The 25,108-nt window shown below is 56.2% G+C and carries 22 protein-coding genes and 1 pseudogene; 11 read left to right on the top strand and 12 right to left on the bottom strand.

Annotation, left to right across the window (positions count from 1 at the left end; all coding sequences use genetic code 11):
- The first annotated feature begins 206 nt into the window (after positions 1-206).
- The 5 genes and pseudogenes from ACODR6_RS19705 to ACODR6_RS19685 form a co-directional block, all read left to right on the top strand.
- Positions 207-944: a response regulator gene (locus ACODR6_RS19705; protein WP_489023833.1), complete on the top strand. Its 738-nt coding sequence runs from the start codon at positions 207-209 to the stop codon at positions 942-944.
- A gap of 164 nt (positions 945-1,108) precedes the next feature.
- Positions 1,109-1,468 (top strand): cupin domain-containing protein, encoded by a 360-nt coding sequence (locus ACODR6_RS19700; protein WP_489023831.1) that lies wholly within the window; start codon positions 1,109-1,111, stop codon positions 1,466-1,468.
- 213 nt (positions 1,469-1,681) lie between these two features.
- On the top strand, positions 1,682-4,516 hold the full coding sequence (locus tag ACODR6_RS19695) for an ATP-binding protein (RefSeq protein WP_489023829.1): 2,835 nt from the start codon (positions 1,682-1,684) through the stop codon (positions 4,514-4,516).
- Between the two features lie 232 nt (positions 4,517-4,748).
- Positions 4,749-5,633 (top strand): alpha/beta fold hydrolase, encoded by an 885-nt coding sequence (locus ACODR6_RS19690; protein ID WP_489023827.1) that lies wholly within the window; start codon positions 4,749-4,751, stop codon positions 5,631-5,633.
- 211 nt (positions 5,634-5,844) lie between these two features.
- Positions 5,845-6,087, top strand: a pseudogene (locus ACODR6_RS19685) (transposase domain-containing protein); the annotation flags it as partial.
- Positions 6,088-6,336: 249 nt separating this feature from the next.
- On the opposite strand, the gene ACODR6_RS19680 reads toward ACODR6_RS19685, so the two are convergent.
- The 4 genes from ACODR6_RS19680 to ACODR6_RS19665 form a co-directional block, all read right to left on the bottom strand.
- Entirely contained in the window at positions 6,337-7,179 is an 843-nt protein-coding gene (locus ACODR6_RS19680) for a hypothetical protein (RefSeq protein WP_489023825.1), read from the bottom strand.
- Positions 7,180-7,348: 169 nt separating this feature from the next.
- Complete coding sequence (locus ACODR6_RS19675; RefSeq protein WP_489023823.1) at positions 7,349-8,671, bottom strand: sensor histidine kinase; 1,323 nt, start codon at positions 8,669-8,671, stop codon at positions 7,349-7,351.
- A complete protein-coding gene (locus ACODR6_RS19670) occupies positions 8,668-9,408 on the bottom strand; it encodes a response regulator (protein ID WP_489023821.1) in 741 nt (246 codons plus the stop codon). Before ACODR6_RS19670 ends, ACODR6_RS19675 begins: the two co-directional genes overlap by 4 nt.
- 190 nt (positions 9,409-9,598) lie before the next feature.
- On the bottom strand, positions 9,599-9,934 hold the full coding sequence (locus tag ACODR6_RS19665; protein ID WP_489023819.1) for a hypothetical protein: 336 nt from the start codon (positions 9,932-9,934) through the stop codon (positions 9,599-9,601).
- A gap of 243 nt (positions 9,935-10,177) precedes the next feature.
- Here ACODR6_RS19665 and ACODR6_RS19660 point away from each other — a divergent pair, with 243 nt between their 5' ends.
- The gene (locus ACODR6_RS19660) at positions 10,178-11,326 is read left to right on the top strand and encodes an acyl-CoA dehydrogenase family protein (RefSeq protein ID WP_489023817.1); all 1,149 of its coding nucleotides are present in this window, start codon (positions 10,178-10,180) and stop codon (positions 11,324-11,326) included.
- 801 nt (positions 11,327-12,127) lie between these two features.
- Here the strand turns inward: ACODR6_RS19660 and msrA are convergent.
- Complete coding sequence (msrA, locus tag ACODR6_RS19655; RefSeq protein WP_489023815.1) at positions 12,128-12,856, bottom strand: peptide-methionine (S)-S-oxide reductase MsrA; 729 nt, start codon at positions 12,854-12,856, stop codon at positions 12,128-12,130.
- Positions 12,857-13,362: 506 nt separating this feature from the next.
- Between msrA and ACODR6_RS19650 the strand changes: the two genes are divergently transcribed.
- From ACODR6_RS19650 to ACODR6_RS19630, 5 genes are all read left to right on the top strand, one after another.
- The gene (locus ACODR6_RS19650) at positions 13,363-14,394 is read left to right on the top strand and encodes an alpha/beta fold hydrolase (protein ID WP_489023813.1); all 1,032 of its coding nucleotides are present in this window, start codon (positions 13,363-13,365) and stop codon (positions 14,392-14,394) included.
- Positions 14,395-14,532: 138 nt separating this feature from the next.
- Positions 14,533-14,706 (top strand): twin-arginine translocase TatA/TatE family subunit, encoded by a 174-nt coding sequence (locus ACODR6_RS19645; RefSeq protein WP_489023811.1) that lies wholly within the window; start codon positions 14,533-14,535, stop codon positions 14,704-14,706.
- A gap of 206 nt (positions 14,707-14,912) precedes the next feature.
- Positions 14,913-16,202: an epoxide hydrolase family protein gene (locus ACODR6_RS19640; RefSeq protein ID WP_489023809.1), complete on the top strand. Its 1,290-nt coding sequence runs from the start codon at positions 14,913-14,915 to the stop codon at positions 16,200-16,202.
- Positions 16,203-16,255: 53 nt separating this feature from the next.
- A complete protein-coding gene (locus ACODR6_RS19635) occupies positions 16,256-16,489 on the top strand; it encodes a DUF3311 domain-containing protein (RefSeq protein ID WP_489023807.1) in 234 nt (77 codons plus the stop codon).
- 81 nt (positions 16,490-16,570) lie between these two features.
- On the top strand, positions 16,571-17,782 hold the full coding sequence (locus tag ACODR6_RS19630) for an MFS transporter (protein ID WP_489023805.1): 1,212 nt from the start codon (positions 16,571-16,573) through the stop codon (positions 17,780-17,782).
- 110 nt (positions 17,783-17,892) lie between these two features.
- Here the strand turns inward: ACODR6_RS19630 and ACODR6_RS19625 are convergent, their stop codons facing one another.
- From ACODR6_RS19625 to def, 7 genes are all read right to left on the bottom strand, one after another.
- Positions 17,893-18,420 carry a c-type cytochrome gene (locus ACODR6_RS19625; protein ID WP_489023803.1) on the bottom strand — a complete coding sequence of 176 codons (528 nt, stop codon included), beginning with the start codon at positions 18,418-18,420 and terminating at the stop codon, positions 17,893-17,895.
- Between the two features lie 108 nt (positions 18,421-18,528).
- On the bottom strand, positions 18,529-20,124 hold the full coding sequence (locus ACODR6_RS19620; protein ID WP_489023801.1) for an MFS transporter: 1,596 nt from the start codon (positions 20,122-20,124) through the stop codon (positions 18,529-18,531).
- Entirely contained in the window at positions 20,121-21,242 is a 1,122-nt protein-coding gene (locus ACODR6_RS19615) for an HlyD family secretion protein (protein WP_489023799.1), read from the bottom strand. Before ACODR6_RS19615 ends, ACODR6_RS19620 begins: the two co-directional genes overlap by 4 nt.
- A gap of 346 nt (positions 21,243-21,588) precedes the next feature.
- Positions 21,589-22,248 (bottom strand): helix-turn-helix transcriptional regulator, encoded by a 660-nt coding sequence (locus ACODR6_RS19610; protein ID WP_489023797.1) that lies wholly within the window; start codon positions 22,246-22,248, stop codon positions 21,589-21,591.
- A 166-nt stretch (positions 22,249-22,414) separates the two neighbouring features.
- Entirely contained in the window at positions 22,415-23,200 is a 786-nt protein-coding gene (locus ACODR6_RS19605; protein ID WP_489023795.1) for an alpha/beta fold hydrolase, read from the bottom strand.
- A gap of 186 nt (positions 23,201-23,386) precedes the next feature.
- Positions 23,387-24,496: an FAD-dependent monooxygenase gene (locus tag ACODR6_RS19600; protein ID WP_489023793.1), complete on the bottom strand. Its 1,110-nt coding sequence runs from the start codon at positions 24,494-24,496 to the stop codon at positions 23,387-23,389.
- A gap of 122 nt (positions 24,497-24,618) precedes the next feature.
- Positions 24,619-25,080, bottom strand: a complete 462-nt coding sequence (def, locus tag ACODR6_RS19595) for a peptide deformylase (RefSeq protein WP_489023791.1) — start codon at positions 25,078-25,080, stop codon at positions 24,619-24,621.
- Between the last annotated feature and the right edge of the window lie 28 nt (positions 25,081-25,108).

Raw genomic sequence — 25,108 nt, 5'->3', positions numbered from 1 at the left:
GACGCGCCGTGCTCAAGGTGCTTAAGCAGCACAGATTACCAGCATGTCCCATGCGCCGAGACAATGCTGGTCGGCTATCCTTGGCTACACCGCCAGGATAGCCGTTTCTTTCTGTGGTAGCAATTTAACACATGCAGGAGCCCTCGGCTTGTGGCGCGATGGCTGCAACCCACCGATAATGAATAAACCTGTCACCGGAATCTACGATGGAATACTCGGACCTGATACTTATAGTGGACGACGACTGTGAGATCCGGGAGCTTCTTTCAGACTACCTGAGAAAGAATGGATTCCGGGTAATTGAAGCTGCGGATGGGCGATCTGCACGGACCGCTGTGGAGACGCAACGCCTAGATGCCGTGATCTTGGATCTGATGATGCCCGGTGACGACGGTTTAGTTATATGCGGGGAAATCAGGTCAGGCCGACAAAGGAATGTTCCAATCCTCATGCTTACAGCGCGAGGAGACGAAGCCGATCGTATTCTCGGTTTGGAAATGGGTGCCGACGACTATCTCGTTAAGCCCTTCGCGATTAGGGAGCTGCTAGCGCGCCTGAACGCCGTATTGCGCCGTACAAGGATGATGCCACCAAATATGCAAAGGTACGAGAACAGCGATAGTTTCTCCTTCGGGAGTTGGACTCTGGATACCGTCAAGCGGCATCTCGTCCGACAGGGTGGAACCCAAGTGCCGCTCAGCGGCGGCGAGTATCGTTTGCTGAGGGTCTTCCTTGATCATCCGCATCGGGTACTCAACCGCGACCAGCTTCTGAACCTGACGCAGGGGAGGGAGCCCGATGGCTTTGATCGATCAATCGACCTGTTGGTAAGCCGCCTTCGACAACGTTTGGAAGACGATGCCCGCGAGCCCCGTTACATCAAGACGGTAAGAAGCGAGGGATACGTTTTTTCGACTCCAATCCAAGGCTCGGCGAGCCGCTAGCCAGTCCCGAGTGACCGCCTAGCGCGTCGATCGTCTACCGCTGCATTTGACGCGGTCATCGCACGGCGGGAAATTTCAACTGTAGTTCAGCCTATCGAATCCGATAACACAAATGTTGTCGGCACGAACGACATCTTCCTTATCTTTCTATGTGAGGATGCGGAATGCAATCTACAGTTCAAGAAATTTCGCGGACCAGAACGACTCTCTCCCACCAACCCATCAAGCTGCCCGATCAGGCCCTCGAGGTCGTCGCGTCTCTCTATACGATCGCTCCCGGCTCGGATTTGCCCTCGCACCGTCATCCATTCCCGAGGTACGGATACGTGCTGAAGGGCGAACTCACGATCTTCAATGAGGAAACGAAGCAGGTCGTTCATATGCGTGAAGGCCAGTTCGGCGTCGAGACGATCAAGCAACGACACAGGGGCCGAAATACCGGTAAATCCGTTCTTACACTCCTTGTTATCGACCAAGTCCCATTCGGTGTCGACAACGTAGAGATGCTCGAGGACGACAAGTGAGAAAATCGAACCTGTAAATCGAATGCTGGGAAGCTAGAGGAATACCAGGCTATTCGGATTTGTGTGTGGGCGCAATGCCTAGACCGCTTCTCAGTGGTGGTGAATTTCTAGTTTGCTCAACTCCTGATGGCTTGGCCTAGTCGCTCACATAGCGCAAAGTTTTGCGCGAGTTAGCGGAGGCATCAATGATCACTATTCTCAAGCGTTGGCGTAATGACACAAGCCGTTCTTGAGACACTGCACTTTGGTGCTTTCACCCTCGATCGTCGAAGGCGAGTACTTTTGTGCCAGGGCGAGAGGCTTTTCATCGGGAGTCGCGCTTTCGACATATTGTCGTTGCTGGCGTCGAGACCGAATGAGGTTGTTCCCAAGGGGGAGATCATAGCTTCGGTATGGCGTGGAATCACAGTCGAAGACGTAAGTCTCAGATTTCACATCACTAATCTTCGCAAGCTGTTGTCCGGCGCGAGCGACGACGACGGCCAAAGGTTCATCACAACCGTGATAGGAAGAGGCTATTGCTTCGTAGCCCCACTCGATAGCGTCTCGGATCAGGCTGCCCTTCCAGTGGTCCCAGGGTCGACTCGCGCTGCACAGCCCACAAAGCTTGACAGTGTGGTGGGACGGTCAGAGGAATGTGCCAACGTGGTCGGGCTACTGAAGTCAGCACGTTGCGTCACCATTTCCGGTCCGGGTGGTGTCGGTAAGACTACGTTGGCCAACATTGTTGCTGAGCGATCGCAGGGAAGCTTTGGCGAAGTCCACATCGTTGATCTGGGATCGGTCGTGGACGGAAAGCTCGTGGAGTCGACAATACTTGCGACGATTAGAGCGCAGGCAAGTGCGGAGCTTGGAGGCCCGCTCACCCTCGCGCTTGCGTCCGAGCGTTGTATGCTGGTGCTCGACACCTGTGAACACGTGATCGACGTAGTCGCAGTGGTGGTGGCTGCGATCACGGCGGCAGCACCCAACGTCCGTCTGCTGTGCACAAGCAGAGAACCACTGAACATCGATGGGGAGGTAGTCTGCAAGCTCTCTCCACTGGCCTGTGCGCCGCAAGACGCGAAGGACCTCTCATCGCTACGCGAATACCCCGCTATCGAGCTTTTTCTACGACGGGCCTGCGCAAGCGGAACGAGCCCAATTCTTAATTCTGAGGACATGTTGGTGGTAGGGGAGATTTGCAGAAAGCTTGATGGCCTGCCGCTGGCTATCGAGTTGGCGGCCGCGCGGGTGGCGAGCTACGGGCTGCACAAAACCCTCGAGCTTCTTGACGACGAAATGCCCTTCTCGTGGCAGGGGCAACGAACTGCGCCAAGCAGGCAGAAGTCGCTAGGAGCGGCGATCGAATGGAGCTACCGCCTGCTCACGGACGACGAGCGTGAAATCCTTCGAGTTTGCTCTGTTTTCGCGGGCCTCTTTACGTTTCGCGCGTTACGCGCGGTAGCACCGCACACGGTAGAAGATCGATCCCTCCTCGAAGCCCTCGATGGGTTGGTGACCAAGTCGCTTCTCGTAGCAACTGCCCTCCGCAAAACGATGCGATATCGTTTGCTCGACACCACCAAGGCGTATGTGACCCGTCTCGCTGTCGAGCATGAGGAGGCTCAACTGCTTTCCAGGCGACACGCCGACTACTACTTGGCCTGGCTGCAGGGGAAGGGTCTGCTTTGGCCATCGATATTCGACGACGAACAACGAGACGCAAATTTTGCCGGCCTTTCGAATGTGCGTGCGGCATTGCGGTGGGCCTTTGAGAACAAGACGAGGCCTGACTTGGCTGTCGGGCTTGCCACCGCTGCAGCGCCGATGTTCCTCTCGTTCACATTGATCGAAGAGTGCAAAAGCTGGATGGCACAGGCACTCGAACTTATTGAGAGCCTGGGCGGCAACCCCCTTTCGGAGATGCATCTACAGTCTGCTCTCGGCGTGGCGCTCATGTTCATGCGCACCGACCTTGATTCTTCGAGAAGGGCACTCGAGAGAAGTGTGGAGGTTGCAGATCGCCATGGTGGCCCTGAGCACCGGTTGTATCTCAGGAGTCCCTTGACGATGTACCACATCAGCGTTGGAGAATTTAGGGAGGCCCTAGAGGTCGGTCGGCATGCCGTAACCATCGCAGAGTCAATGGACGATGTTACCGCCTTGGCTCAAGCTTACTGCGGTCTGGGCGACCTCATTCATTTTACGGGTGATATGCGTGCCGCCAGGGAGCAGTTCGATCGGCTACCTTCGACAGTAAATGGAAGACAGGCGGCGGATAAGATCTTCGGCTTCGAGCAGGTGAAGCGCGGACAGGTGATGCTGGCGCGGACAATGTGGCTGCAAGGTGATCCAAGGGGAGCCAGCGATATCGCACGAGAGTCAATTATCGGCGTCCAGCGGACAAACCATCCTCTCTCTATCTCGATAGCATCGATGTGGGCCGCCTCAGTCTATCTTTGGAACGGGGACTTCGCCGCCGCGGAAAACTGTGTCGACATAATCACCGAATGCGCCGTCTCGTATTCACTGCCGGCTCACCTTGCGGTCGCGCAGGGTTTCAGGGGCAATCTTATGCTTCTTGAGGGCGACGTAAGCGGTGGCGTGGATTTTCTAAGACGCGCCATACAGGAATGCGATCGACTAAAGCATCGCCTACAGCAGACGCCGCTTATGATTACTCTAGCCGAGGGCCTTCTGAGACAAGGGAGGCCCGACGAAGCGCTTCTGGTTATTGCGGATGCTTTGAAATTGATCACTGTACAGGGTGACGAAGTCTACCTGCCCGAGACCTTGCGTATCAAAGGCAAGGCTCTCCGCGTGCTCAACAAAGAAGCGGAGGAGGTCAGCGAGTGCTTTAGAAGCTCCCTCCATCTCAGCCAACTCCATGGCTCGGTTGCGTGGGAGCTACGCACTGCCATCGATATCGCGGCAATTTACGCGGAACGCGGACAGCGGGAGGGAGCCGCGGAGCTTATACGCAACGTGGTAGCAAAATTTGAAAGCGGAGGGTCGGCAGATCTCGATCTGGCTTCTGATTGGCTTTCGAAGCTTGGCGCTGATTAGTTTAGGATCATATTTGGCACGTCGATTTCGATGACGAGAGGCGCGGCGTTCACTGGAGCCGCTGTTAAAATTGTAGCGCTCGGGAACTGAGCTGTAACAAGCTTGAAACCGGATCGGACGATTGTGATCACGCCTAAACAGTTGGATGCGGACTAAACTGCCTGCCATGAGAGGGCATGTTGCATCACAATCCGTTCGCGATCCGCCTGTCTGAACATGCGATGATGAGGTAATGCCCGTGCTGGCGCAAATTAATGAAACCGAGATCTTTTTCGACGTCGTCGGGAGTGGCTTGCGCGATTTGGACGGACGCTTTCAGGAAGCCCCAACGATCATAGCGTTGCACGGGGGGCTAGGCTTTGACCACGCCTACCTCAGGGATGGGCTTGATCAGCTCGGCGACCTGGCGCAGATCGTCTATGTTGACCTTCGCGGGCAGGGCCGGTCGGCCAGACCTCCGCTCGAAACTGCCACCATGGAGCAAATGGCTGATGACGTCGCGGGCCTCTGTGCATACCTTGGTTTAAAGCGACCCTACATATTCGGCCATTCAGCCGGCGGCTTCGTTGCCTTGTATATGGCCCTTCGCCACCCGAAACTCGTAGGCGGGTTGATCCTCTCAGGCTCCTCTCCCACGGTTGCCCCAATTCAAAGCGAGAGCGATGGACCACAGCCTGCGCTGGCAGATCGAGCCAGCCCAGCAGCGATGCAAGCAGCGGGTCGAGTGTTTTCCGGTGACATCTCGGTCGAAAGCGTCGCGACGTTTTTTGAGGAAGTCGGACCGTATTATGCGGGACCGGCGAACATGGATCTGACGGCCCGGCTCATGCATGCAACAAGCCAGAACGTCGATATGATGCGTCATTTTATGACTAAAATTGCACCGACATACGATCTTTCACGAGAGTTGGCGCGGATCACGTCTCCAACCCTTGTCATGGTAGGGAAATTCGACTGGGTATGCCCTCCACGCGCCAGCCGCGCGATCTCCAAAGGCGTGCCGCATGCCAAGCTGGTTGAATTTGAAGACTCCGGTCATTTTCTCTTCTCGGAGGAGCCTCGAAAGTTTTATGCTGAGGTGCAGAAGTTCCTCGAGGATGCCACGGCGCGAAATTAACCCGGTAGCCGCGGCACACCAACTATGCGTTTAAGGTTGAACGACGTCGTCGCTCGACGCTAATGAGCCTCACGATGCCGGCGACGTGATCATGTTCCGACGGCCTTTGACCTGATCAGTAAGCGTTGCCAGTTCCAAAATGTCCGGCGTAGCGAGTTCAAGTAATGTACTTCGGACGTTCTCATCCAAGCGACTTACTTTCCGGGTCCCAGCCGTGAAACGAACCATCAGGCCGATAGCCCTCAATCGTAAGAATGCTTTTGCCGGGCATGACGCCGGAGCGGACAACTGGGCGACCATCGCTTCCCTCATCGAGACGTGTAAGCTCAATGCCGTTGATCCGCTTGCCTATCTGAGTGCCACGCTAACCGCTATCGTCTACGGCCACAGGCAGTCGCGGATTGAGGAACTCCTACCCTGGAATTACGTCGCCGATTACAGACACTCTCCGTGAAGGCCCTGCCTTAAGGCTTAGTAAAACCGCAGGTCGGCGAGATCGATGTCCTTCGGTAACCGTTCGATTGACGACCCATCGTCCTTGTGAACTTCCAACTCGTGAAGCTTGCCTTGCACTACGTGCAGGAGGATGTGGATGGCCGGGCCGAAGTCAACAGCCTCTTTATCTTAGTAGTACGCCTCGGTTGCAACACGGCTCGCTACCGTGGCAGGCGGTGCAGAGACCAAAAACCGAAGGCTGCCGACTTCATAGATATCCGACACTTCTGCGGTGTCTAGCTGTCGGCGAAGATCGTTGCGCCCCGGAAAATTTTCCGACAAGAGTTTTTCGGCTATTCGGATTTTCGTGTGGAACTGCCCTTCTGAGAGAACACCTCCACGTTGTAACTAGAAAGTCCGAACTACTGCATCCGGCTTGGCCGAAGTCACGATCGGCCGGAACAACAATCCCGGTCTGTGACGTCTTCCAAGGCGGACGACAATCCGCCGGATCGAACGTGATGGAAACGTGCGTGTCCCCGATTGAGTAGCTGACATTGATGCGGTGCGCCTTATCGGCCTGCGCGCATATTTCTGCCAGTTGGCGCATAATCGTCGCTGCTGCGCCCTTCATCCTGGCGAGATCGAGAAGCGCAGTTTGCGTCACGGTCCGACCGGACCTTCCACCACTCTCTTTTCGGCCGATTTTCACGACGATCGTCGTCTCATCAATCCGATGAATGTTTTGATTTCCGCGGACCTTCTGGCTATCACCGTAACTGACAAACGGATGCAGGCTCATGCGCTTCCACTCGTCGTTTGAGATCAGGCCCTTCCTTCGGCGCTCGAGCCCAGCGCGACCGCCGAAGACCATGTGCCCTTCGGGCTTCGCCTTTCTTTTCAGAACGCCAACCCGCGTCGCGCACGGTCCTGATGGCAGCCGACTGCACGCGGCGGAGTTCCTCAAGGAACCGGCGATCGTCGTCGGAACAGCGGTACGGGACGGAGAGGGTCTGTACGGAAACATGATCGAGCCAATATCTTCATGAGACTGCGAAAACGCCATCGCCGTCAAACGCCGGCGAAAGTCGAACACAACTAACAGATACATCTACTCAATCACGAGCGAATGACAGAAAATGGCTATTCCACACGGAAATCCGCACAGCCAAAAGCTTCATGGATTATACCGTCGCGATATATGTAAATACAATTTGCAATTAACGTCGGCGTAAATTGAGTGGGTCGAAGTACAGCAAGAGGCCGAACCTGCGACAGACCTACGGAAAGCTTACCCTCGCTACGATTCCGCCTCCCTCTCGGTTCGAGATTTGAATCGCTCCCCCCAGAGCGGTCGTGAGCTGCTGCGCTATTGCGAGGCCAAGTCCAGAGCCGCCGGTTTCTCGGTTTCTCGACTGCTCTAAACGATAGAAAGGCTGCATCGCGGCCTCGAGCTGGTCGGCTGGAATACCTGGTCCTCGATCAAGCACGGAAATCTGCACGCGGCCCTGGCCGTCCCGGGAAACCGATATCTCGGCGGCTCCTGCAAACTTAAGAGCATTGTCGATAAGATTCGACAGGATCCGGCGAAGTGCATGCGGTTTAGTTTTAGCCGTGCCTCTTAGGGCGGTAGAGATCTTCACGCTTTTCCCCGAGTCTTGATAGTCGTAACATATGCTCTCTATGAACGAGAAAAGATCGACATTGGTGAACCTCTCTCCGTTGCCGTGCGAACTTCTAGAATACGCAATCCCATCCTGAACCAACTGCTCAAGCTCGGCGATGTCATGCAGTAGCTTCCCTTTCTGCGGCGAATCATCCGCGAGGTCAGCCCGCAGCCTCATTCGAGTGATCGGTGTCTGAAGGTCATGCGAGATAGCGGCGAGGATCTGAACACGCTCTTCCAGATAGTGTGCGATCCGCTCCTTCATCGCATTAAAGGCCCTGGCAGCTTGGGCGACCTCCGTTGGCCCCGAATCGCTGAGTGTGGGGCCGCCTTTTTCCGGGTCTAGAGCGTCCGCGGCAGCGGCGAGCTCGGCCAGCGGGCGCGACGCTTGCCGAACCGCAAGCCAAGCCAAGCCACCAATCAGCAACATCTGCAGGATGAACACGGCGGGGAGCCATGCCGCGAGCGGCATTATGGCCTTGGGTGCGATGTCAATCGTAAGAGGCGTGCCGTCGCTGAGTGTCAGGTGTGCTTGGAGGCGTTCCTTGTTGCCCGGGATGGCTTCCATTCTAATAGCCAGCCGGTGGCCGATCGCTTCCGAGATCGTATCGGCGATCTCGCGCCCCCGCGTGCTCGTGCTCGGTACGCCAGGCTCGCCTTGTCCAAGAATGAAACGGTAGTTTCCTCTGCTGAGTGGATCGGTCAGATCCGCCCTTCTGTCAGCCGGCAATCGATCTAGGACGGCAATTGAGGTCGCGACATCGCTCTCCAGCGTGCCCAGCATAACAGCCTTCGCCGACATGTAGCGCTCAAGGTATAGGATGCCGAAGGACAGACCGTAGGCGATTGTCAGGCCGAAAATAAGGATCGTGAACAATTGAGCGCGGAGACTGCGCGGCCACACTTCCAGTGCCCCGAAGCGATATGCTGCATTCATTGGGTGGACTCCGCGATTTCGATCGGCACGGAAAATACATAGCCCTCGCTACGAACGGTTTTGATGTAAGTCGGCTCCCGCGCATCGTCACCGAGCCGCTGCCTGAGACGGCTCACGAGAAGGTCGATAGAGCGGTCAAAAATATCCGCATCACGGCCTTGCGTCAGGTTGAGAAGCTGATCGCGGTTCAGAACCCGTTGTGGATGATCTACGAAGACTCGCAGTAATCGGTATTCCGCACCACTGAGCGCGATGGTAGTACCGGACCGATCGAGGAGATTGCGTGCAACAGTGTCGAGTTTCCAATCGCCGAAAATAAGAACCTGGCCGACTTCGGTCACCTGGAAATTGGGAGGAAGCATTCTCGTGCGCCGCAGCACGGACTTGATGCGAGCGAGAAGCTCACGGGCGGCGAAGGGTTTGGATAGGTAGTCATCCGCTCCCATCTCAAGGCCAAGGATCCGATCCATCTCTTCGTTCCTGGCAGTTAGCATCAGAATCGCAGTGGCCTTGTGCCTGCCCGCTCGGAGCTCTCTGCAAAGCACTAGCCCATCGTCGCCAGGCATCATCAAATCTAGCACAATCAGATCGACAGTATTCGCGTCCAAAAACGCACGCATTTGCCGACCGTCGCCGGCTACCGATACCCTTAGTCCGTTTTTCTTGAGATAACCGGATACGAGTTCCCGTATCTCAGCATCGTCGTCGACGATGAGAACGTGATCGACATGTTCCATAAGCCCGTCCCTTTATCTGCGTCAGACTGCGCAGTTGCGACTCGACAGGAACTCCACTCGGCTTCTGTCCAAGTGCCATAGAACCGCGCTGATGTATCTGACGTGTGTCGCATCCGCGTCCATTATGCGTCTCAATGTAGCAAATATCGCGTTTGATACACTTCGATACAAATGGATGAGTGTGTCACCTCTAGGCGGCGACAGGCGATAGACCCTCGTGAGAAATCGCGATGGCTTCGACCTCCGACACGCTTATGGCGGTCGTCAAGCCTCGCGCGTGGGTCAGCGAGCGACGCAAGGCTTCCAAAGTCCTGTTCCTTAAGCTTTTGTCGATGAATATTTCGAATCGCACACAGGAGCCAAACTCTTCAACGCAATCGACGCCTCGGATCACATCGATCACACTGGATTCTGTCAAGGGATATTTGGCCTCGAAATAGACCGCTGCTGCTAGCTCGATTCCGGAGAGGGCTGAGTAGACGGCGTCGATCTCAAAGGTGTGCACGACCAGTTCAATCTTAAGCATTCTGCAATTCCTGATGGTTCGGTGCTTGATTATCCCCATCATCGTCACAGGACGATCTGCCTTTGAGGCGAGTTGGTTTCAGCTGTAGTCGGTAGGCCACGTCAGTGCCGTTTCAATCGTAGCCGTGCAATCACCCACGGAAACAGGCTCCAGACTTCTCCAAGCTATGTTTGGTCCCGCAATTGGCGACAGAGGCCACCGGCGGGCCTCTCAAACACTACAGCTTTGAGAAAGGTACCGAAAATGGATGGTTTGGTAGAGAGTGCAGAGACACCGGACGTATTGCCCTCGATCAACGAGCTGCGAGCTGACATCGAGCCCCACGTGATGCAGATGGAGAAACTGCGGCGTCTGCCGGATGAGGTCGTAGAACGGCTTAAGGAGGCCGGTGTGTTTCGAATGTTTGTACCAAAGCGATTTGGTGGCGAGGAACGAGATTTCCTCGATGCGCTTGAGCTCATCAGTCGGATCGCAACCATCGACGCGTCTGCCGGCTGGGTGGCTTCCATCGCGAGCGGTGGCTGCCTGCTTCTGCCAAGACTGCCGGCGGCATCGTTGCATTACGTATACCGTGACGGCCCTGACCAAGTCATCGCCGGTTCTGCGCAGCCCCGGGGAGTGGGAACGCGCATTGCTGGCGGCTGGAGGGTCTCAGGCAGATGGCCGCTCGCGAGTGGCTGCTCGGCAGCTGACTGGATGCTGCTGGCGTTTAAAGAGGGGCCAGATGATGCCATGAAAGTCATGCTCGTGCCGGCCAACCAGGTCGTTGTCGAGGACACCTGGCATGCAATGGGCTTAAAAGGAAGCGGCAGCCATCATGTCACAGCTCACGAGATTGTCGTCTCCGACGAGTTCGTATTGTCGCTGGATACTGAAAGCCTCTCTGTCGACAGTGCTCTGTATCGTCTACCTCGACACCTTATCGCCCCCATGCATGGGGCAGTCCAAATAGGTATTGCCCAAGCGGCGCTATGGGACATTACAGCAATTCAGAACGCGAATTGCCAGGCGGCCTCTGGACGCCGGGAACTGGCGCAGTTCACGCTAGGGGCGTGCAGTGTGCGCCTCGACGCAGCGAGAGTCGCGCTTCGAACCCAGGTTCAAGCAAATTGGTCGGCGGCAAACGCCGGGCGCGATCCCGATGTAAATGGACTTGCGGCAACTGTCCAGCTTGGAGCTCATATTGCATCGGAGACACTGGACATCGTTCGCAGATGTTTTGAGTTGGCTGGCAGCGCCTCTGTATACGAGTCATGCCCTCTTGAGCGCAGGCTTAGAGATATTCAGGTCGCAACGCAACACGGCATGGTTCAAAGGGCAAACTTTATAGCCGGTGGTAAACACGTCTTGGAGGAAGCACGCTCGGACGATCGCTCGATACTCTTCCGATAGCCGATTGACCAGGCTACGCAGGGCCGAGCTGAGGCGTTCGGCCCCGCGCTTAAGCACTCCGCCGCCTACCTTGGCGCGCCTATTAGTTCCGCCCGTGGTCTTCCGCGGTGTGCGCCCCAACTCCACAGTTTGAAAGTCCCACCCAAAAGTCGTCGCGCTGTCGCGACGTTTTTCCGACCCTCACCTTTGCCTATCGTGGTTACAGTCGTAACGACTTGGTTTTAACAGTAGGCAATTCTGTCGCACTCTGAGCAGTTATGCACTTGCGAAGAATGTGGTCTCAGACAAAATGTAACCAGCTTCCCTATGGGTCCTCCAGACCGCGGAAGCTGTTCCCCTCTGAGGATTTAACGGTCCTCTCACTATGGGGCCATCCCGCCTGGCGCGTGATGGCCCCCTTTTTAAAGTTTGATCTCCAACGGAGTACGGCGCTCCTCCAACTCGCCTAGCAAAGTTGCGCGCTTGGATTTCCCTTGAAACCCTATGCGACATCTCCGCAATCAATCGATCATTGTGGCTGCCGATCTTGAACGCGCGTCATTGAGGCGCGCTCTTCAACGGAGATCGGCTGTGAAAAGAATTGGAAGTGTCTTAGGAAGTCTCGTCGGATTCTGTGTAAGGAGGTGGAACAGCCGGGCGGCGACACAGCAGCTCCTTAAGCTCGACGACAAAGTGCTTAACGATATCGGCTTGAATCGGATAACGCTACGTCACGATTTAAGGCATGGTTGCAGGCACAACTAGTTCCGAATATCGAGACAGCCGGCCCGGCGCACGCCGGGACCGGTCGCCCGTCTACTGCTAACCCTTGTTCTCCGTTGTCAGGACCGGACGATCTCGCCATACAGAAGGAAACAGCTGCTTCAACGCATCGATCCTCGGCTGCTCCACAAACGCGATATAGGGCTGGGTCGGATTGTGAACGAGATAGTCCTGGTGATATTCTTCTGCCTTGTAGAACTGCTTTCCGGCTTCGACCTTTGTGACGATCGGCGATACAAAGGCGTGCGTACTGTCCAGCTGCGCTATGTACGCGGACGCCACCCTGGCTTGTTCTGCATTAACCGGGAAAATCGCGGAACGGTACTGGGTGCCCACATCCGCGCCCTGTCGGTTCAGTTGAGTAGGATCGTGCGCGACCGAAAAGAAAATCTGTAGCAGTGTTCCATAGCTGACCTTCGCCGGATCATAGCTGACTTGCACTGCCTCGGCATGGTTAGTCGTGCCTGTTTCTGTCAGCTCGTACACGGCGGTTTTCTGGGTGCCTCCGATATAGCCGGCCACAGATGCGGTGACTCCCTCGACGTGCTGGAAGACGCCCTGTGTTCCCCAGAAGCAACCACCCGCAAAAACGGCGATCTGTGGGGCGCTCGCTTCAGTGACTGCCGCCGCAGGCGGTGGCAGTATTCGGGCCTCTTCAGCGGCTGCAGGCTTTTGGCCCGACCACGCAGCGTAGAAGAGGGCAACTAATCCTCCGGCGACCAACAGAGGGCGCATTTTTACAAATCCTCCAAGTGACGATTTCAGCATTCTATTTCTCCTATTCAAAGACGTTGAGGCAAAAGAAAACCGAGGCGGAGGTGTCAAGCGAGCCAGCTGACAGGCCGGTGTGTGGCCTGAATGGTTGCTTCCGGGCCGCTGATTTTCGAGTTTACCGGGTAGCTCGTGCCACCATTCCTCACGACCGCCAAAGGGTGAACGCTGTCAGGCTGAGTGCTTGGAGCTAGCGAGTTCCTCTTCGAAAGGAGACACGACAATCAAGCTTCCTCTCAGCGACTGCTGACATTGAGATCTGGCGATCTTCGGACAGAGGAATTTGAACGCACCCAGGTATCGGCATTATGTCCGGAAACGGGCCGAATTGTATCCAAGTTCGAGTGCTGGTCAGAAAGAGCTACGTTAGTTGGGAACGCAACTTGTAACACAATGTGTCTCAGCGCCTGTACGAAACAACAGAATTCAAAAGTGCGTCGATCAGGACACATCGGGGATACATGGCGAGCGTTAACTTCGCCGCATCAGCTAAGGAGAGCATTATGTCCAACGATTTCGAAGTAAACCGGAGAGGCCTCTTTGCCATTGTCGCGGCCGCGGCCGCTGCCAGCCAACTTGGTGAGATCGAGTCGGCGATGGCACAGGAAGCAACTGCCAGCGCGTCGGCAGGAGCGACCAAATTCGCCGCGCTCAAGCAAATCCGCGCCGGCGTATTGGATGTTCAGTACGCAGAAGACGGCCCGGTCGACGGCCCGGTTGTGCTGCTCCTCCACGGATGGCCGTACGACATTAATAGCTATCTCGAAGTTGCTCCTGTCCTTGCCGCAGCAGGTTACAGGGTGATCGTTCCGTCCTTCCGCGGTTATGGTGGCACGCGCTTCCTCTCGGCAAAGACACCCCGCAACGGTCAACAGGCGGCGCTTGCACAGGACATCATCGATTTGATGGACGCGTTGAAGATCGAGAAGGCCGTCGTGGCCGGCTACGATTGGGGTGCACGCACTGCGGACATCCTCGCCGCCGTGTGGCCGGAAAGGGTAAAGGGCTTGGTCTCGGTCAGCGGCTATCTCATCGGCAGCCAGGAAATTAACAAAAAGCCGCTTCCACCCAAGGCGGAGCTCGCCTGGTGGTATCAGTACTATTTCACCACTGCTCGTGGCCAGGCGGGTTACGATGCTAACCGCCACGACTTCAACAAGCTGATCTGGCAGTTGGCCTCTCCCAAGTGGAAGTTTACCGACGAGGTGTATGAGCGTTCCGCGGCTTCATTCGACAATCCGGATCACGTCGCGATCGTAATCCACAACTACCGTTGGCGGCTGGACCTCGCCAAAGGCGAAGCGAGGTTTGACGCGTTGGAACGTAAGCTCGCCAAGTTGCCGCCGATCACAGTGCCGGCGATCACGATGGAAGGAGACGCCAATGGCGCTCCGCATCCCGAACCTGCCGCATATGCGAGCAAGTTCAAGGCACAGTACGAACACCGAAACATCGCCGGCGGAATTGGACACAATCTGCCTCAGGAGGCTCCGGCGGAGTTTGCGAAGGCGGTTATCGACGTCGCCCACATCTGACCGCCGAAATATGACGTTCGGCGACGCATAAAGATCCGGCCCCGACATCTTCAGTGTCGTTGAGCCGGTCGGCTATCCACGGTCGCTCCTCCCGCCTGGATAGCCGCCCCTTTCTCCCAAAATACCGGAGTCAAAACCATGGGTTCATTTAGCGCCTGGCACTGGCTGATCGTTCTTGCCATCGTTCTCTTGCTCTTCGGACGGGGAAGGATTCCCGACCTGATGGGCGATCTCGCAACTGGAATAAAGAATTTCAAGAAAGGTGTCGCAGACGACGAGGATCAAGTATCGCCCGCGAAGAACCGAGATTGAAACGTACGATGACGAACTACCGCTCTCGCTGATGGCATCGGTCGAAACTTCCAGCCGCTGCAGCAAAAAATTCGGGTAACGAATTGTACCCACGCTCCATTCCTACACCTCGAGATACAAACCGGCACCAACCAAGACACAGGCGCGATACATGCCGCGTGCACATACCACGTCAATTCTGAGCTATTAAACGGAGTTTTTGACCAATGACATCTATCTCCCTTGATTTAACGCGCCGAAATTTCCTGGCCGCCACCGCGATTGCAGGCGCAGCGAGCATGCTGCGGCCAGCGATGTCCTTGGCCGCTGGTACGTCGAATGGCGAGATCAGACCATTCAAGGTAGACGTCCCCCAAGATGCCATCGACGATCTCAAGCAGCGTATCAAGAGCACAAGGTGGCCTGCCAAGGAGAATGTCGCGGACGACTCGCAGGGCCTCCAAATCGAGAGCTTCCGTAAGCTCGTAGACTATTGGGCAGACGGCTATGACTGGCGTAAGATCGAGGCCAAGCTGAACTCGTTGCCCATGTTCATCTCGGAGATCGACGGTCTTGATATCCACTTCATCCACGTTCGCTCGAAACACGAGAACGCACTGCCTCTTGTGATGACGCACGGTTGGCCGGGCTCGGTTCTCGAAATGCTCAAGGTTATCGATCCGCTGACCGATCCCACCGCCCATGGCGGAACCGAAGAAGACGCGTTCCATTTGGTCGTGCCTTCGATCCCGGGCTTCGGGTTTTCGGGAAAGCCGACGACCACGGGATGGGGTTCGGACCATACCGCTCGTGCCTGGAGCACTCTGATGCGGCGGCTTGGGTACGAGAACTTCGTCTCCCAAGGCGGTGACTGCGGCTCAGTGATTTCGGAGCGCATGGCCCACCAGAATGTACCGGGGCTCCTTGGCATTCATCTAAACATGCCGGCCGTGGTGCCGAAGGATATCGTTCGGGTCCTCGCAGTTGGCGATCCGGCACCCGCGAGCCTCAGCGATAAGGAACGCGCGGCGTTCGAGAAGCTCGCGGCATTCTACAAGGATAACGCTGGCTACGCACAGATGATGGTAACCCGCCCGCAGACGGTCGGCTATTCTCTCGATGACTCGCCGGTTGGTATGGCGGCCTGGATATACGATAAATTCGTCACGTGGACTTACAGCGACAAGCATCCGGAAAAGGTGCTGACCCGTGACGAGATGTTGGACGACATTTCTCTCTATTGGTTTACGAAGACCAGCACCTCGGCTGCCCAGATCTATTGGGAAGACAAAACCAATAACTTCAACGCGCTCGATAAAGTCCCGTCTGTTCCGGTGGCGGTCAGCGTGTTCCCCGGCGAGATCTTCCAGGCTCCGCGGTCTTGGACCGAACAGGCGTTCGGCAACCTCATCTACTTCAATGAGGTGAAGGACGGCGGGCACTTTGCAGCCTGGGAAGCCCCGACTGTCTTCACCCAGGAAGTGCGGCAGGCGTTCCGGACGTTGCGCAAAGCGTAAATAATTGCGGTCACCGCGTGTTGCGGTGACCGCTTCAAACGGGCAATATCACGATGTTGGCCCATCACGTCCACACGAGTTACCGAGAAAGTAGGCAGGGTGTGAAATATGCAGCGCCGATAATCTTGGTCGTTCTGGTCTTCGCCGGCAGTATCGCTTGCAACCGGGTTACGCCGCTCGTGTTCGGATTACCGATATTTTTCGCCTGGCACATCTTCAGTGTTTTCCTTATCTCGGCGGGCATGTGGCTGATCTTTAAGATCGATCCCGCAAATCGCGGAAATTAAACCCTGATCGATGCGAAGCTCAGCAACCGATCACGAGATCGCGATGTGCTGGTGAAGCCAGGCTCTATTGGAGTTAGGTTTATGGTTAGACCTGCCAACGAAAACTCACGTCCGTTTGGACGCCTTTTCCTGTTGCTGAGCGTGTTCTTGATCGCTACAAACCTGAGAGCGCCGTTTACCAGCGCAGCGCCGCTGCTGGAGTCCCTAAGGGTAATCTTCAACCTCAGCGCTGCGGGAGCGGGTCTCCTGATCACCTTACCCCTTCTTGCATTCGCGATCATCTCGCCGATCGCTGCCGCGCTTCCTGCGAAGGTTGGCTTGGAGAGATCGCTTTTTCTAGCTCTTGCGGTCATCGCCGCAGGGATCTGCATCCGCTCAAGCGGATCCTCACTAATGCTCTATCTAGGCACGGCAGTGATCGGCTCGGGTATTGCCATCGGCAATGTACTACTGCCAAGTGTCCTAAAAAGGGACTTTCCCCAAAGCGTAGCGCCATTGACGGCGAGCTATGTGCTGGTGATGGGGTGTGCCGCAGCTTTGGTTTCCTCAATTGCCGTTCCTGTCGCGGAGATGGACGGCTCGAGCTGGCGTGTCGCCTTGTTGTCGACGCTCGTTTTGCCCCTCGTCGCTATGGTTGCATGGTTTCCCAGATTGAAGGCCAAGAATGACGGGGCTATCGGGAAGTCCGAGCAGAGTCGTCCTCCGATTTGGAAAGCTTCACTCGCTTGGCAAGTGACAGTCTTTCTTGGTCTCGATTGCTTCCTCTACTACGTTGGTGTCAGCTGGTTGCCGTCGATCCTTGAGGAGGCCCAATTCACCCAAGACCAAGCTGGCTCCATGCATGGGGTTCTGCTTCTCTCGACAGCTCTGCCGGGGCTCCTTCTGATCCCTCTTGCACCCCGAATGAAAGACCAGAGAAGCGCGGCCGTCGCGCTCTCGATTTCGATCATGATCGGGCTCCTTGGACTTGACATTGCGCCCGCGTTCGCCGTGATCTGGATATTGTTCTTCGGATTTGGAGCGGGTGGTGGGCTGATTTTGGCCCTGTCGTTTCTCAGCTTGCGAACGCGAGATTCGATTGATGCAGCTGCGCTTTCGGGCTTGTCCCAAGGGGTGGGGTACCTTCTCGCGGCAACCGGCCCGACAATGGTAGGACTTCTCCACGATATTTCCGATGGGTGGAACGTGCCCCTTAGTCTTTGTTCCGTACTCTGTGTTGTTATGGCGGCCTTCGGTGGGTTGGCCGGCCGCAGTCGGCACATAACTTTTGACCGACTTCCGGCCAAAGCCTAGCGAACACTGCCCGCCTAAAACGCGGCGGGCAGCCCTCAAATCCGAGATAGGCATACAACCCGCGCGCTGAGTGTCGCAAGGCCTCTCAGGCGGCGCGGGGCAACAAGATGTTACTTTTGGGTTGGCGCGATTACTTTGAGTGTCGGGACCGTTGTGGGCTCGTTCGGCCCGAATGGACCAGGCACTTCGTTATGCACTGGAGGCAGTGATTTCAGGTAGCTTGCTATTGCATGCACATCCGATGGGGTCAACGAGGCGAATGTCCTCCACGGCATCGCTGGCGCGAGCTCCCGTCCTTCTGGTGTAATGCCGGTCTGCAGGGCTTTGACGATGTCGTCTTCGGACCATTTCCCCAGCCCTGTCTCGGGGTCGCTCGTGAGATTGGGGCCGACAAACGTTCCGAGTCCCGGGATATCGAAACCCACATCCGATCCACCGAGGCGTCTGCTTAAGTCAGGCTTTCCGAGGAAATAGCCGGGCGTGTGGCAGTCGCCACAGCCGGCTATGGTCACCAGATATTTTCCTCGCGCATTATCGTCGCCGGCTAGCGCACTGTGGATCGGGATCGTCGTCATGATCGCCAGAAACGCGATCGTTGAAGCTACGGTGTAGTGTTTGAAGTTCGTGATATGAGCCATTTGGACAATCTCTCAGCCGTTATACCCGATGACAATCTTGCCGATCTCCAACTCCACCATTTCGAATTGAAGGCAATCCGGTTGCAACTGTAATACCGCGACGCATCGCTATGGTGTGCCGGAAGTCCGGTGAACGAACTTCTGGTGCAACGGACCCAAAGGGGCGGCTCCAAGCAACGCGACAAGGCAGATCCCCAAGACGCCGAACCAGAACGAGATGAGCAGGTCATCCGAGTACGCCAACACATTTGCTTGAGTGCGCAGTGCCCTGCCAAAGTATGAAAATGTCTCGGACTGAGCATGAGGGGTAGGGCCGAGCGTTGAAATGACTTTGGAGAAGTGAGCCCCGAACTTGCTCGATGACGATGCGACCTGGGTCCCGAGAATGTTCGAGTGAAATTGCTCTCTGTACCTAAGCCATGTGGTCATGACGCTCCCCGCCATCTCTACGCCAACTAGCCTGATGACCTGGATGTAGGCGGAAACAGCTGTCGATCGTTTTGGATCCGAGTTGGCAATCAGATAGAGCACTGTTGCGAAGAACGCGAAAGTTTGGCCTGTGCCCTGCAGTGCGATTGCCGGCAGGAAGGTCCATGCAGACCAATCAGCGTTCAGCCGAGAGGCGACAAGCGAGCCGGTGGCCATCGCGGCTAGGCCGGCAACGATGCATATGCGAGCATCTATCCGCCTGAGCATCGTAGTCGCCAGAGCTATTGAAGCCAGAATCGGCACGACCGCGCCCAGTACATACGGTTCTGACAAAGCGATTGGCCGCAGACCTGTCACGTTCTGTACGAAGCCGGGAACCGCGATCGATGCGCCGGCGCTCGAGAAAGCAAACGCGATTATTATCGCATAACCTACACCGATGTTCCGGGAGAGGATAACGCTCGCGTGCGCCCAGGGGTGTTCGACCAAGCATTCATTGACGAAAAATGCCGCTGCGAGAACGATACCCGCCACGAGCAAGGCCGTGATCAGCCCGGACTCGAACCAATCGAGGCGGTTTCCCTGATCAAGGGCGATATAGAGCATGGTCATAGCGGACCCGAGCAAGAGCATTCCGCCCCAGTCAGCGTGCTCAACGAGAGATAAGTTTATTTCCTCTCTGGGGGCACCTAGAATCAGCAGAATGGCGATCAAGGGCGCGAGCAGAACATCCTGCCAGTACAGCCACTGCCAGCCGAGGAAGTCTCCATAGAACCCCACCAGCACGACGCCCAGATATTGGGAGAGGGGTACACGTAGAGTGTAGAATGCGATGCCGACCACCCAGTATCGTGGGTCCAGATTCCTGAAGATGGCCATGATCGTCGCGGGGATAAACACGCCAAGCAACAGTGCGCGGAGAACATGCAGCGTGAAGAGTGTCTGAGGATTGTGAACGAGGGGGATGACCAGCGAGACAGCGGCATAGACAATTGCCGTAGGAATCATCACTCTGCGAACACCGAAAGCTGTCGCGAGCCAAGCGACGGCTGCGGAGATAAGGATTTGCGGAGCGTTTGCGATCGTGCTCAACCAAGCAGCTTCGTCGGCTCCTAGACCGAATGGCGCTCGCAGTTCGGTCAATCCAATTGCGAACACGCGGGTATCAAGTCCCACCACAAAAGATGCAAGCAAAAGAGCGCCTACGATAAGAAGCGGACGATCGGAGCTCAAACCACGAGTTAGAGGGCCAGTGTCCCGATTGGCAGCCATCATCGCGAATCCCGCGGCGTTTCGACAGTAGCGTAGACAGACATTCCCGGCCGGAGCTTGTCGATCAGCTGTTGGTCGGGATCGATCTGTATTTTGACTGGTACCCGCTGCACCACTTTCGTATAGTTTCCTGTAGCGTTGTCGGGAGGCAAAAGCGCAAACACCGAGCCGCTGGCCGGAGATAGGGTTCTCACCGTGCCGTGCAGCCGTTGCCCGGGAAATGTGTCAACTTCCAGCTCGGCTCGCCCCCCAGGCCGCATGTTCGCTAGTTGTGTTTCTTTGAAATTCGCAATCACATAAACGCTCGGCAGTGGCACCAAGGACACCAAGGGAGATCCGGACGATACGACTTCACCTTCGTGCAAGACCCATTTGCCCACAACTCCGTCGTTTGGCGCGTAGATGCGGGTGTAGCCCGTTTTGATAGCGGCGCTTTCCAACTGTGCTTTCGCCACATCGGCAAGTGCTTTGAGGGCCGGGTATTGGCCAATGAGCACCTTCAGCTGTGCGCTCTGCTGGTCGATCGCCGAAGAGGTTGCGCGCACCGAAGCCTTCGCCTGAAGATATGCGGCCTGCGCCTGCTGCAGCATCTGCTGAGAGGTTGCTCCACCGAGACTTGTCTGCCGGTTGAACTCCTCGAGCGTCTGGTCGAGTTGCGCGATCGCCGACGTGTTCTGGGCCTCCGCAGCTTTGATCACCGATTTTTGGAGCTGTACCTGGTTGGAGAGGTTGGCCACTGCTGCGTTGGCGGACGCGAGATTGGCGCGGGCCGCATCCTCTGCAGCCACGAACTCGCGGTCATCCAACTCGGCCAGAAGGTCTCCCTTTTTCACCGATTGATAGTCTTCAATGCCGATCCGCCTTAAAACGCCGCTGACTTGCGCACTGACAGTGGCGACATCGGCGCTTATCACTGCATCGTCGGTCGACTGGCTCGACCTCCCGACCGTCCAGACGTTCCAGTCGACGGCGACCAAGCTGACGCATGCGATCGCGACGCCGACGGCGAAAGCGGGGATTGCCAGCCGCTCGATCGCTGACCTTGCATGTGACTTCGCGGGTAGTCGGCTCTGATCCACTGTCCGGCCTTTGGAAAAGTTCGCACCGACATCATCAGCCATTTTCGCAATCTCCATCGCAACCCCTCTCTGACCGACAATCCAATCACTTTGAGAGCGGAATCTACCGCCGCCCGTGTCGTTGCGAGAATAGGAGATACCGTGCTGCAATATCGCGATGATTAAGCTTGATCACCATTCTGGTTTCAAACGTCATCGTTTCCGCGACTTCAGTAATACGTAGGCGAGAACCGAGCCATCATCGGCGTGGCATTAGCCGATTAATAGCCGCCGGAGGCCGTGGCCGCCGGCGGACGGGAATCCCGGTCCTTCCGGGCGGGAGGTGTTCACGGAAGTGAAGCGAGCAATCTAGGCATGCCCACCGTCGGAATTTCTTTCGTGCTCGCTGTCAAATGAGCTTCAGCCGAGTCGCTTTTGCCACGGCGTGGGCCCTTGTTACGCAGTCAAGCTTCTTGAGCGCCGACTTGAGATGTCCGGTTATCGTATGTACGCTCAAACCGTAGATCACCGCGATTTCAGGACTGCTCTTACCTGCAGCGGTCCATTTTAAGCATCCGAGTTCGCGGCTGCTTAGTTGATGAGTAAGAGGCGATCGCAGACTAAATTCCTCCAGTGCCGTAAGCGCGTCGAGTAGAATGACGGCTCGTTGCTCTTTCGTGAGGTCGATATGCGTTGAAGTCAGCACTAAAAAATACTGCTGCCCGTCGCGATCATGCAGAAGCATGCCGAGCCCAGCTGCTAGTTTATCTTCGACGCTTGCTGCATCACCCAAACTCTGAAAAACAACCGGTGTGACAGTCTCGCTCAAATCTGCAAGTACCGACAAGCCATTGCGCCGATCGGTTGTCCAGATTGCGCCGTAGATCTCCACGGGGCAGCTGGAGGCGATGGTGTCCCGTAACAGCCGAGGCTGCCCGGTTTCCGGAATCCTTCCAAAGAAAAAATGCTTCAGGCCAGCCTTTTTCACGATCTCGGACAGAGCTTCGTGAAGAAACGAGTTCGCATCGTGGGCGACAGCCTGCCTGATTGTGGAACCTTCTAATCGCACATCCAACCTCAGTCGGCACAGTTCTGGAGAAACGGGATACAAACCCGACGCATGTATGATGGCGACAACGCTCAGGAAACATGGAGCCCCCGCTCGTTTTCGTCGAGCGTCCGGGGGGCGGTGATCCGTGCCCGGACGTGAGGGCGTTCATAGGCACGTCAACCTGCTATTCAGCCGCGGTCGACGCTGCCTTCTCGATCAAACGGCTGACGGTGTCCGGATGAGAAACCATTACCACATGCGATCCGCCTTTAACGACGATCGTGCTCCTGGATCCTGCACGATCCGCCATCCAGGATAGGGCAGCCGGTGGGATATTCCGATCGGCGTCGCCGTATACGAAAAACGAGGGAATTGTCTTCCATGCGGGCTTTCCCGCGCTCTCTGTAAGAGCAGCCTCGGCAATCGGGCGCTGGCCGGCGGCCATCAATTTGGCTGTCTTGAGAGGTAGATCGGCCGCAAACTGGGCCGGAAACTTCGCTTGGTCGATATAGAGATCATGGCCGCCGTTGGGAAGATCGACTGGCGGAGCGAGGGTCTGGCCGAGAGTGCTTCCGGGGAATTTACCCGTCAATTGAATTGCGCTTTCCCCTTCATCCGGCGCGAATGCGGCTACGAATACAAGCGCCTTGACGTTTGAATGACCGTTAGCAGCACCTGAAATGACTTGACCGCCGTATGAATGTCCTACGAGGACAATTGGACCTTTAATCCCGCTCAACAGCGAGGAGACATACGAAGCGTCGCTGGCCACCCCTCTCAAAGGGTTAGCTGCGCCGACAACAGGAAAACCGTCGGCTTCAAGATCCCTGACAACACCGTTCCAGCTGTTTGACTCGGCGAACGCACCATGGACGAGAACGATTGTTGGCTTCTGCGCGGCCACTGCCGGAGCCGCAAAAGCAATTGCACCTGCAACGAGCGTGGCGGAAATACGTAAGGGAGAAATCATATTGGCTCCTATCGGTAAGGCTGAGCAGCCGGGTATTCCCTAGCCTTGTATCCTAGATGTGTCCTGTTTTCGCTTGGACTGTAACAAACCGTGTCGAAGACGCCCGTATTACAGTGTGTTACCAAAGGCGGGATGAAGCGGCCATCCGCCCGTTTTGACTATCTCAGCCAAAAGCCAGTCTCGTCTTTAAGTTGCGAGTGCATCGGCAAGTGACCTATATGAGCGCTGATACAGTTTATCGCCCATCGCCCGTAACAGGATGTTGCGAGCGAAATCAGGCGCTCGTCGAAGCTTGTCCCGTGCTTGAGCTTGTTTCTGCACCCACTCGATCCGAGGTCTCCGCAGATCTCTGAACCGCGTAAGCGCGACGTTCATCGATGGCTCTCGCGAGATGCAAGCCGCCAAGACGACAGCGTCCTCCAAGGCCATTCCCGCACCTTGTGCCATACTTGGCGACGAGGCATGAGCCGCATCACCGATCAGAACCAGTCGATCGGCGATATAGTCGCTGAATTTAACCTCTTCAATATTGGCACGATGAACTTCCACACGGTCGTCCAGATTCTGGACTATCGGCCCCAGGGGGGAGGCAAATTCAGAAAAAAGCTCTTTCAACGTTTTGATTGAACCGTCGCCGAAATCGCGAGTCGAGCAGTCGGCATAAATGTAAAGCTTGTGCTCTCCGGTTGGAATGGCAAGCAACGTGCGCCCGGCGCCAAGCATCGCCGTCCAGCGATCGATGCCGAATTTGTTATCCATTGTAAGCCGCCAGGCGGAGAGCCCGATGGCGCGCGGGGCGGACGCGGCGCGCGTCGCTGCCCGCATGGAAGAACGAACACCATCAGCGCCGATAACTAGGTCGAACGACGCGACTCGCCCGTCCGAGAAGTGCACATCGCGTCGGTCACCGCGTGTGATGGAATGCATTACGGTCGTGCCAAACTGAATGGGGGTGCTCTTAAGCGAAGCCCTCACAATGTCGGAAAGGGTTGCGCGAAGCAATGCTACACACGGCCCGCAGTTCTTCCACAACGAGTCCGTGGCAACGTGGTGCAACACTGAGCCGCTGGAAGACAATATCGTCTGAGCAACTATTGGGTGCGCGTGCGAATTCACCTGCTCCTTTAGACCGATCTCGCCCAACGCCCGCATCGCATTGCCTAGCAAGAAGATGCTTTGTCCGGAAGTGTTTGGGGCGAGGCTTCGTTCGACGATCTCGGGCCTATAGCCTCGATCTTCAAGAGCTTTTGCTACCGACAAACCAGCTATGCCCGCGCCGACGATTAGAATTCTCATAGAAAAGCTCCTGTCCCGCGGCCAGAAGCGACACGCCTTTATCCTCCGATACGGTTCGTGGATTGCAAGTCGGCTTCAGAAGCCACACATAATGTTTCAACTGTAACTCAGGACGACCTGCATCAATAGGAATCAAGGTAATCCGTAAACAGCACGCCGTTAAGATGGTCTATCTCGTGCTGGATGCAAATTGCCAGAATGCCGCTGGTTTCGAGGGAGCGTTTGTCGCCGTTGATGTCGAGATACTCAACTTTGACCTCAGATGGCCGTTCGATCTCGGCGAACATTCCGGGGATGGATAGGCACCCCTCCCGGTAATTCGAGCGGTTTTCAGATTGGGAGACAATCTCGGGGTTAATGAGTGTAATGGGCTCTCGGCCGCCGTTGGGCCACGAGACATCGACGACGATTAGCCGCTTGGGAACCGCAACTTGTATTGCGGCCAAGCCGACGCCTTTCGCTTCGTACATCGTCGCCAACATAACTGAAGCCAAATCACGTACGCTGTCGTCGACCTGACGGACAGGCTTTGAGCGTTCTCGAAGGATTGGGTTGGGATGCTGAATTATTGGCATTGTGTTCATTCTGACGTCTTTCTTATCAAGCAAGATG

It is taken from the genome of Rhizobium sp. FG96 (assembly GCF_057808655.1).
The sequence above is the reverse complement of the archived record's forward strand: the minus strand, read 5'-3'. Positions and strand labels throughout refer to the sequence as shown.